At 66.2% G+C, this 9,430-nt stretch carries 8 protein-coding genes; 5 read left to right on the top strand and 3 right to left on the bottom strand.

Annotated features, from left to right (window positions below; all coding sequences use genetic code 11):
• Positions 1-194: 194 nt before the first annotated feature.
• Positions 195-1,268 (bottom strand): redox-regulated ATPase YchF, encoded by a 1,074-nt coding sequence (ychF, locus tag ACR81A_RS04100; RefSeq protein ID WP_202381703.1) that lies wholly within the window; start codon positions 1,266-1,268, stop codon positions 195-197.
• 51 nt (positions 1,269-1,319) lie between these two features.
• Here ychF and ACR81A_RS04095 point away from each other — a divergent pair, with 51 nt between their 5' ends.
• The 3 genes from ACR81A_RS04095 to rmuC all read left to right on the top strand — a co-directional run bounded on the left by ACR81A_RS04095 (position 1,320) and on the right by rmuC (position 5,515).
• Complete coding sequence (locus ACR81A_RS04095; RefSeq protein ID WP_202381702.1) at positions 1,320-1,904, top strand: exonuclease domain-containing protein; 585 nt, start codon at positions 1,320-1,322, stop codon at positions 1,902-1,904.
• 169 nt (positions 1,905-2,073) lie between these two features.
• Positions 2,074-4,059 carry a DUF222 domain-containing protein gene (locus ACR81A_RS04090; RefSeq protein ID WP_440312717.1) on the top strand — a complete coding sequence of 662 codons (1,986 nt, stop codon included), beginning with the start codon at positions 2,074-2,076 and terminating at the stop codon, positions 4,057-4,059.
• 67 nt (positions 4,060-4,126) lie between these two features.
• The gene (gene rmuC, locus ACR81A_RS04085; RefSeq protein WP_440312716.1) at positions 4,127-5,515 is read left to right on the top strand and encodes a DNA recombination protein RmuC; all 1,389 of its coding nucleotides are present in this window, start codon (positions 4,127-4,129) and stop codon (positions 5,513-5,515) included.
• A 151-nt stretch (positions 5,516-5,666) separates the two neighbouring features.
• Here rmuC and glpX read toward each other — a convergent pair whose 3' ends face one another.
• Positions 5,667-6,650 (bottom strand): class II fructose-bisphosphatase, encoded by a 984-nt coding sequence (gene glpX, locus ACR81A_RS04080; RefSeq protein WP_202381699.1) that lies wholly within the window; start codon positions 6,648-6,650, stop codon positions 5,667-5,669.
• A gap of 178 nt (positions 6,651-6,828) precedes the next feature.
• Here glpX and fbaA point away from each other — a divergent pair, with 178 nt between their 5' ends.
• Together fbaA and ACR81A_RS04070 are read left to right on the top strand one after the other, a co-directional pair.
• Positions 6,829-7,857 (top strand): class II fructose-bisphosphate aldolase, encoded by a 1,029-nt coding sequence (fbaA, locus tag ACR81A_RS04075; protein WP_202381698.1) that lies wholly within the window; start codon positions 6,829-6,831, stop codon positions 7,855-7,857.
• Positions 7,857-8,678 (top strand): DUF6264 family protein, encoded by an 822-nt coding sequence (locus tag ACR81A_RS04070; RefSeq protein ID WP_202381697.1) that lies wholly within the window; start codon positions 7,857-7,859, stop codon positions 8,676-8,678. The genes fbaA and ACR81A_RS04070 overlap by 1 nt, the downstream gene beginning before the upstream one ends.
• A 54-nt stretch (positions 8,679-8,732) precedes the next feature.
• Here the strand turns inward: ACR81A_RS04070 and ACR81A_RS04065 are convergent, their stop codons facing one another.
• On the bottom strand, positions 8,733-9,374 hold the full coding sequence (locus ACR81A_RS04065; protein ID WP_237462557.1) for a M15 family metallopeptidase: 642 nt from the start codon (positions 9,372-9,374) through the stop codon (positions 8,733-8,735).
• Between the last annotated feature and the right edge of the window lie 56 nt (positions 9,375-9,430).

Raw genomic sequence — 9,430 nt, 5'->3', positions numbered from 1 at the left:
CCCGCTGTCCCCCCGTGCGCGCTGGCGCTCCCCCGAGGCCAGCACCCCTGCGCGAAACCGTTGTGCGATGCGACGATCACGATTCCGTTCGCAGGGTGTCGACGCGGCGACGCGCGGATCCGTTCTCTCCGTATGCGGCAGTGAGGCGGATCCGACGCGTCCCGCGCCACCCGGGTCGATCCCCGGGGTACTACTTAGACGTTAAAGCGCCATTCGCAAACGTCGCCGTCCTGCATGATGTAGTCCTTGCCCTCCATGCGGGCCTTGCCCTTCGCACGCGCCTCGGCTACCGAGCCGGCCTCAACGAGGTCATCGAAGGAGATGATCTCGCCCTTAATGAAGCCCTTCTCGAAGTCGCCGTGGATCACACCGGCCGCCTGGGGTGCCGTGGCGCCCTTGCGCACAGTCCACGCGCGAGCTTCCTTCGGTCCAGCGGTCAGGTAGGTCTGCAGGCCGAGGGTGTCGAAGCCGACGCGGGCGAGCTGGTCGAGGCCGCTCTCCTCCTGGCCAATCGACGCGAGGAGCTCTGCGGCGTCCTCATCGCTCAGCTCAATCAGTTCGCTCTCGAGCTTCGCGTCGAGGAAGATCGCCTTCGCGGGCGCAACGAGGGCGGCCAGCTCATCGAGCTTGGCCTGGTCCTGCAGCACACCCTCATCGACGTTGAACACGTAGAGGAACGGCTTTGCCGTGAGCATGCCGAGCTCGCGGATGGGCTCGAGGTCGATCCCGCTCAGCGAAAGCAGCGTCCCCGCGTTCAGTGCGTCGGCTGCCTCCTTCGCGGTGGCAACGACGGCCGGGTCGATCTTCTTCGACTTCAGTTCCTTCTCGTAGCGCGGCAGTGCCTTCTCGATGGTCTGCAGGTCGGCGAGGATCAGCTCGGTGTTGATCGTCTCCATGTCGCTCGCGGGGTTCACGTTGCCGTCGACGTGGATCACGTCGGGGTCCGAGAATCCGCGCACCACCTGGGCGATCGCGTCTGCCTCACGGATGTTCGCGAGGAACTGGTTGCCGAGGCCCTCTCCCTCGCTCGCGCCACGAACAATGCCGGCGATGTCAACGAACGAGACCGGCGCGGGCAGGATCCGCTCGGAGCCGAAGATCTCGGCGAGCTTGTCGAGACGCGGGTCGGGCAGGTTCACCACACCAACGTTCGGCTCGATAGTTGCGAACGGGTAGTTCGCAGCGAGCGCGTCATTGTGAGTCAGCGCGTTGAACAGGGTCGACTTGCCGACGTTGGGGAGACCGACGATTCCGATAGTAAGAGCCACGAGAGCCCAGTCTACCCGGCCGGTGTCAGAGGGGTGTGCAAAGCTGAGGGGGTGCCCGTAGATTTCACCGCGATCGATTTCGAGACCGCCAATAGCCACCCGTCGTCGGCGTGCTCCGTTGGGTTGGTGCGCGTGCGTGGCGGAGCGGTCGTTGATCGTGCGGAGTGGCTCATCAAGCCGCCCGCTGGGCACGCACAGTTTTTGCCGTTCAACATCAAGATTCACGGCATCACCCCTGACATGGTCGTGGCGGCGCGCGAGTGGGCGGAGCAGCTGAGCGAGCTTCGCGACTTCATCGGCTCCGACATTGCCGTGGCGCATAATGCCAGCTTCGATATGGGGGTCATTCGAGCCGCGTGCGCCGAGAGCATCACTCCCACACCCAAGCTGAAGTACCTCTGCAGCGTGCAGGTCTCGCGAAAGACCTACGAGATTCCTTCTCACCGACTGCCGCTTTCGGCCGCCGCCGCGGGTTTTGTTGACTTCGCGCATCACAATGCGCTGGCAGACGCCGAAGCGTGCGCGGCAATCGTCACGGATGCTGCACGGCGGCATGGCGCAGACGATCTCACGCAACTGGCGAAGAGCACTGGGCTTCGGATCCAGCAGCTCAAAGCCATCCCACTGAAGCTCTAGGTGGCGGGCGCGCCCACGGGGTGATCGCACGCCCCACTTTCACCCTCTTCTTGAGGGTGAACTGACTTTCCAGAGTGGGATCAGGAGTTCCTCACGGTGCCGTGTTTTGCCGCGTGTTTCCGCGGTTTTCTGGGGTCTGAATGTCAGTGGTCACTGCTTGAATGAGCGCATGACCACCACCCGAGGTTCTCCCCCTGCTGGCTCGCCGCTCGCGCCCCGCCGGGCTTCCCGGGTGCGTTTCCAGAAGACCTCCGCGGCTCACACTTCTGCTCCACCCCAGCCACCGGAGTTCGACCCCACCGAGCTCATCACCAAAGCGTTCGCGTCCGCAATCCCGGGTGTGATCCCACCCGTGTTCTCTGTGCGGGTGGTGGATGACGTGGTCGGCATGCTGGAACAGTTTGACCGCTTCCAGAACATTCTCACCGCCGCACGCTTGAACGTTCTTTCGTTCGCGATGGAGACCGCGGTGCACCGTGCCCCTTCCGGCAGCGGGGACATCCCGTACCGGTCGTTGCGTGCCGAGATCGCGACCGCCCTTCATCAGAGCGAACACATCGTGGAGCGCGATCTGAACCTTGCGACCGCGCTCACGATGCGTTTCCCGGCGACTCTGCCGCGCATGCTCACCGGCCAGGTCTCTCCCGCGCACGTCCGCGCACTCGTAGAGTCCGCGGACGCGCTGGGGCTTGGGCAGGATCCGGAGTCGGTGCGTGTGCGGGGCAGGTACGAGGCGGAGGTGCTGCGGCGTGCTGAATCCCAGACTCCGCAGCGTTTGCGGCCGATCGCACGAAAGCTTGCCCGTGAACTCGCGAGAACCCTCCCGAAGCCGGCCCCGTTCCCGGGCGTTGACCCCACGGGCGGTGGCCCGGCAGGTGCTGACCAGTCCTCCCCGGATCCGTCCAGCACCGATCCCGACGGCGCTGCCCCGAACAACCTCGACCCGGAAGCTAGCACTGCTGCTAGCGTCGTCCCCGTTCCAGCGCCGGAGTGTGAGCGAAAAGTGTGGGTGCGTGATCACGAGAACGGGATGGCGGAGCTGGTCGCGTTCATGCCGTCACCGGTGGCGTATGCCATTCATGATCGCTTGACGCGGCTCGCGAAGTCCGCGGAAGTAACCGAGCACCAACTCACCCGCACCCTCACGGACCGCGGCACCGGTCTCGCAGACACGAGCACGGGCGCGGGCACCATCACGGGCACGGGCACGGGTAAAGCGTCACCCGCGCACCCCACGCGCAAGCCACGGGGTGTGAGAGCACAGAGCGTCGCAGAACGCCGGCGCATGCTCCGGGAACTCCGTCCGGGCATGAAAGGCGGGCGTCCCGGGGTGCGAGAGATCCGGGCAGGGCTTCCCAAGCGCAGCCGCGCGCAGACCCGCACTGATGTGTTCCGGGACCTGCTCCTTGCCGGGGATCCGATGCGGCTGGTTGCGGGGTCTCCGGAGGAGGCGGTGCGGGCGCACATCCAGGTCGTGGTGACCACCACAACACCCCCGGCAGGTACCGGCAGTGACCCCACTGCTTCCTCGCCGCCGGAGTTCACGGATGCCGAACTCATCGGGTCCGGACCCGTCGACCCCGATCAGGTTCGCGGCTACGCAGGTCACGCCGACTTCTGGGAGAAGGTCACCGTGTCCGGTGAGGCCGGGGATGTGCTGAGTGTGGATCGGTATCGGCCCAGTGCACAGATGCGCCGTTTCCTCGGGGCCCGCGACCTGCACTGCAGGTTCCCCGGTTGCCGGGTGCCGGTGAACCGATGCGATATTGACCACACGGTTCCCGCAGCAGATGGCGGCGCCACGTCAACGGACAACCTGGCCCATCTCTGCCGTGGCCACCACACGATGAAGCACAACTCTGACTGGGACCACCGTTTGTTGTCGGACGGGACGATGCGCTGGCGGTCCCCGACCGGACGCGTGTACGACGATGAGCCGCCGAGCCGGGTGAGGTTCCTGAAACACGAGAACACCGGAACACCACCACCGAGGCCATCAGTGACGAGGTCATCGCCGCCGTCCACAGCACCGGTATCAGCGCCGAGCTCATCAGCACCGAAGGCTGCAACACCGACACCACCGATTCGCACAGCACGACCTCTCGTGCCACCCGGACCAGTTGTCGACGACGCCCCCGACGATCACCCGTTCTGAGTCACTGCGACATGCCGAGCGTGAACGGTCGCCCACCAATGTCCGACGTCCCTGACATCCTGAATTCATGAACCCGCTGACACTCACCCTGCTGATTGCACTCGTTGCGCTGCTCGCCGCCGCCGTGGGCGCCGGGGCCGGCGTTGCAGTCCGGGGTCGCGCCGCACAGCGAGACCTCGCACGCGTCACCGCCGAGCACATCGAGGATGCGCAGCGAGAGATCTCGCTCGCCACCCAGCGCGCACGCCTCGATGCCGAGGCGGGAGCCCGAATCTTGCGTGAGGAACTCGCAGCGGCCGAAACCCGAGCGGAAGGGCTCGAAGCCCGGCTCCGCGACGCTCACGCAAACGCGCAGCAGCGCTCGGAACTCGACCGCGAAGAGCAGCGCGTACTGCAGCAGCTCGCACCGCTTCGCGACAGCCTCGGCAAGTTGGAGGTCACGGTTGCGACGATGGAGCAGCAGCGAGCAGAGCAACACGGTGAACTTGCACAGCAGCTCCGCCAGGCCGCACTCGCTGAAGACAAGCTGCGCGGCACGGCAGAGAGCCTTGCCGCCGCTCTTCGATCCAACAACACGCGCGGTATCTGGGGCGAGACTCAACTGCGCCGAATCATCGAGGCCGCCGGGATGCTCGAACGCGTCGACTTCGACGTGCAGCCCCAGTTCACCACCGAGAACGGGGTGCTGCGGCCCGACGTTGTCGTTCGCCTCCCCGGCGGCAAGTCGATCGCCATCGACGCGAAAGTCCCCTTTGCCGCGTACCTCGAAGCACAGAATCTGGGCACGGGTGCCGCCGGGGCCTCCTCCCCTGACGCGAGCGTCGAAGCGCGCCGAGGGGAACTCCTTGCCCAGCACGCACGTGCCCTGCGGGATCACATCATCGCGCTGAGCAAACGAGACTACGCATCCGCGCTGCCAGACTCGCCCGAGTTTGTCATCGCGTTTCTGCCGAGCGAGTCGCTGCTCTCAAGTGCGCTCGACACCGACCCGCTCCTTCTCGAGTACGCCTTCGAACGCCGCGTCGCCCTCGCCTCACCCGTGAGCCTCTGGGCGATCCTCAAGTCCGTGGCGCACAGCTGGCGGCAAGACTCACTCACTGCCGAAGCGCGCACGCTCTTCGACCTCAGCCGTGAGCTCCACTCCCGCATCGGGCGCAGCGCCAACCACCTCGACAAGCTCGGCCGCACGCTCGCCCGAGGAGTGCAAGATTACAACGCCTATGTCGGATCCTTCGAGCGCCAGGTGCTTCCCACCGCGCGCAAGATCAGCGCGCTCAACGGCGAGCAGATCTCACCTGAGCCGACGCAGCTCGACGTTGCAGTACGCCCACTTATGGCACCCGAGCTGCGCACGAGCGAGATGACCCAGCTCGGCAACGCTGAAGAAGACCTGTGGGCGCCGGAGATGCCAAAGGAGCGAGAAGAGCCTTCGAAAACCCCCGCAGCCGAAAGCTAAGTCCAGCGGCGTCAGCAATCGTGCCCCTCCCCCGAGCGGATGGCCACGCGGATGGCCACGCCGACGCGCACACAGCCAAACACACAAGTGAGGCCCCGGACTTGTACAGTCCGGGGCCTCCCTCAGGCCAGCCTCACACGAGGCAGAACGCTTAGTCCCAGCGGCTGGGGTCCATGTCGCTGATGACGTGGCGGATGGTGCCCGAGTGCGAGCGCATCACGATGCTCTCCGCACGCACGAACGGTCCGCGACGCTGCACGCCGTCGATGAACTCGGCGTCCGTGATCCCGGTCGCCACAAAGTAGCAGTTGTCGCTCGCCACGAGGTCGTTTGCCTCGAGCACACGGTTGAGATCGTGGCCGGCGTCGAGTGCGCGCTGGCGCTCCTCGTCGTCCTTCGGCCAGAGGCGGCCCTGGATCACGCCACCCAGAGCCTTCACTGCACACGCCGTGATGATGCCCTCGGGGGTGCCGCCGATACCCACGCACATGTCAATGCGCGAATCCCAGCGGGCAGCGTTCACGCCACCAGCGACGTCGCCGTCCATGAGCAGACGCGTTCCGGCGCCAGCCTCGCGGATCTCGCGGATGAGGTCCTCGTGGCGCGGGCGGTCGAGCACAGCGACACGAATATCGGACACGTCGACCTGCTTCGCACGCGCCAGCGCACGAATGTTCTCACCGATGGGACGGTTGATGTCAACAACCCCCACGCCCTCGGGGCCGCAGACGAGCTTGTCCATGTAGAAGACAGCCGACGGGTCGTACATGCTGCCGCGATCGGCAACCGCGATGACCGAGAGTGCGCCGGGGCGCCCCTCTGCGGTGAGGCGGGTGCCATCGATCGGGTCAACCGCGACGTCGCACTCGGCGCCCTCACCATTGCCAACGACCTCACCGTTGTACAGCCAGGGGGCGTCATCCTTCTCGCCCTCGCCGATCACGACGGTGCCCTTCATGTTGACCGTCGAGAGGAAACGACGCATCGCATCGACCGCTGCACCGTCCGCAGCGTTCTTGTCTCCACGGCCGATCCAGGGGGTCGCACGCATGGCCGCAGCCTCGGTCGCGCGAACGAGCTCCATCGCGAGGTTACGGTCGGGCTGCCATTCGCCAAGCGAAACAGGTTCATTCATGCCGACCAGCCTACCGCTTCTCCCTGCCGTTCATGGCCCGAACGCGTAGACTGGAACAGCGAAGCGGTGCCCACCGGGTATCGCCACAAACGTCCGGCGCGCCGGGCGAGCTGACGGATCCGTCATCGCAGGCGCAGCCACAGCAGCACTACAACATCACACAACACGAGGAGCACACATGCCCGTCGCAACCCCGGAACAGTACGCAGCGATGCTCGACGCCGCGAAGACAGGCGGCTTCGCCTTCCCCGCGGTGAACGTTTCCAGTTCGCAGACTCTGAACGCTGCACTCCAGGGATTCGCCGAGGCCGGCTCTGACGGCATCATCCAAGTGAGCTTCGGCGGCGCCGACTACTTCGCAGGACACACCGTGTCAAACCGCGTCGGTGGCGCGATTGCGTTCGCCAAGTTCGCTGAGGAGGTCGCGAAGGCGTACGACATCACCGTCGCGCTCCACACCGACCACTGCCCGAAGCAGCACCTCGAGAACTTCGTGCTGCCCCTCGTCGCTGCGAGCGAGGAGCGCGTGGCGCAGGGCGGTCTCCCTTACTTCCAGTCGCACATGTGGGATGGTTCGGCAGTGCCCCTCGGCGAGAACCTCGACATCGCGAAGGAGCTGCTCCCCCGCATGGCGGCGATCAATGTGATCCTCGAGGTCGAGATCGGCGTTGTCGGCGGCGAGGAAGACGGCATCGCACACGAGATCAACGATCAGCTCTACACCACGCTCGACGATGCTGTCGCGACGGTCGAGGCACTGGGCCTTGGTGAGCAGGGCCGCTACCTCACCGCGCTCACCTTCGGCAACGTCCACGGCGTGTACAAGCCGGGCGGCGTGAAGCTGCGCCCCGAGCTCCTCGCAGAGATCCAGGCTGGCCTGCAGGCGAAGTACGGCACCGGCGAGAAGCCGCTCGACCTCGTCTTCCACGGCGGATCGGGCTCCTCGGCCGAGGAGATCGCAGAGGCTGTGCGGAACGGCGTCATCAAGATGAACATCGATACCGACACGCAGTACGCATTCACGCGTCCCGTCGCCGACTTCATCCTGAAGAACTACGACGGTGTTCTGAAGATCGACGGCGAGGTGGGCAACAAGAAGCAGTACGACCCGCGCGCCTACGGCAAGGTTGCCGAGAGCGGCATGGCTGCGCGCATCGCGCTGGCCGCTGAGCAGCTCGGTTCCGCCGGGAAGTCGGTGAGCGCCTAGTGTCCGAACCGCGCGACGAAACCAACACCGGCGCGACCCAGCCGGCGCAGGCGCCCCAGCAGGCACAGCCCCAGCAGCCCGCACAGTCGCAGCCGGTACAGCCCCGGCCCGCACAGCCCGAGTACGGCGAGTACGCGCCGGAGGGTTGGGAGTGGAAGCCGGAGGGCAGCGATGCAGCCCCGCAGGCCGCCGCACCGAGCAACCTCGGGGTTCCCCACAACCTGGGCGCCCCCGCGGCGGCCGGTGCGACGGGTGCCACGGGCACCCAGCCGCAGGCGCACCAGCAGCAGCAGCCGAACCAGCAGCAGGCGCAGCCGTTCACGCAGCAGCCCGGAGATCAGCAGGCCTACCGCGCGGCTGCGCCCCAGCCCGGCCCGGTGTACGGCATGCCCGGCGCCCCGCGCCCCCGCACGGGCGATCGCATCATCACGATCATCCTGCTCGTGTTCGGTGCGTTCGGTGCGCTCAGCGTTGCCCGCTCCTTCTTTGGTCTGGAAAGCCAGATCAGCCTGATGGGCACGCTCATCGGAATGGACGAGCCCAAGGTGGCGAGCTGGGTCGGCACGCTCGGCATGGTGAGCGCGCTCGTCGTGCTGCTCGTCTGGGCGCTCAACCTACTCTTCTCGATTCAGCGGATGCGCGCCCGGAAGATCACCTTCTGGGTACCGCTCGTCGCGGCAGTCATCGCGTTCATCATCGTGATGGTGGTCCCGATGATCGCCATGAACGGTGCGCCCGAGATTATGCAGCAGATTGAGGCGGATCCGAACGGGGCGCTCTCGAAGATGCTCGAGTCGCTGCAGGAGATGCAGCAGCCCTAAGCCGGCTCAGGGAGCACTCCCGCCTTCGGCAACACGGCCAGCGCCGTCGCACGCTCAATCCGGGCGGGCGGCGGCGCTTTCGTATGCTGCGGGGCAGTACCCGTCGGCGTCCAGCTCAGCGAGCTCGAAGTGCCAGTTCTCGTTCGCATAGGTCTGGCAGAGACCAAACTCGGCACCGTACTGACCGACCCAAAGTGCCGCTTCGAGGCCGCCAATGTCGACAGCGTCGCCCCGCACGTGCGCCGAGCGCTCCGGCGTATCAACCCAGTGACGAGCTTCTTCCTCGCTGCCATACTCGGTGATCGCGTCCGCGAGCAGCTCGGCCTGGTAGTCAGCGCTGCGCCACCCAGAGTTCAGCCGCAGCTCCACCCCCTCCTCGCTTGCACGAGCGGCTGCCGCCTGCACCGCCTCACGCAGCTCGGGATCGAGGCCACGGACTCCGGGGTGGTCAGCGTCAACCGCGATTCCGTTGGGGTCGTCGACAGAGCCGTTGCCGCCAAAGCGCTGCTCGGGATCCTGATCTGAGGCCTGCTGCGTGCCGAACCCGCCGCTCGACCCCTGTGCCCCGGGGGATTGCTCAGCGCGCGCCCGCTCGCCCGTCTGCAGAAGCAGCGCGCCCCCGACGATGGTTGCGACGGCAAGCGTCGCGATAATTGCAGCGATTGCGGCGTTGGCCGCGCGGGAACGATACGACATGAACATACGTCCAGTCCAGCAAGACTGGTGTTGCCACGTCGTATGCCCGGGAGCAT

Source organism: Leucobacter chromiireducens (assembly GCF_051993095.1).
Classification (GTDB): domain Bacteria; phylum Actinomycetota; class Actinomycetes; order Actinomycetales; family Microbacteriaceae; genus Leucobacter; species Leucobacter chromiireducens.
The sequence above is the reverse complement of the archived record's forward strand: the minus strand, read 5'-3'. Positions and strand labels throughout refer to the sequence as shown.

Excerpts from the sequence above, each read along its gene's own strand:
- glpX (WP_202381699.1), bottom strand. The coding sequence starts at position 6,650 with ATGAATGAACCTGTTTCGCTTGGCGAATGGCAGCCCGACCGTAACCTC.
- ACR81A_RS04065 (WP_237462557.1), bottom strand. The coding sequence starts at position 9,374 with ATGTCGTATCGTTCCCGCGCGGCCAACGCCGCAATCGCTGCAATTATC.
- rmuC (WP_440312716.1), top strand. The coding sequence starts at position 4,127 with ATGAACCCGCTGACACTCACCCTGCTGATTGCACTCGTTGCGCTGCTC.
- fbaA (WP_202381698.1), top strand. The coding sequence starts at position 6,829 with ATGCCCGTCGCAACCCCGGAACAGTACGCAGCGATGCTCGACGCCGCG.
- ACR81A_RS04090 (WP_440312717.1), top strand. The coding sequence starts at position 2,074 with ATGACCACCACCCGAGGTTCTCCCCCTGCTGGCTCGCCGCTCGCGCCC.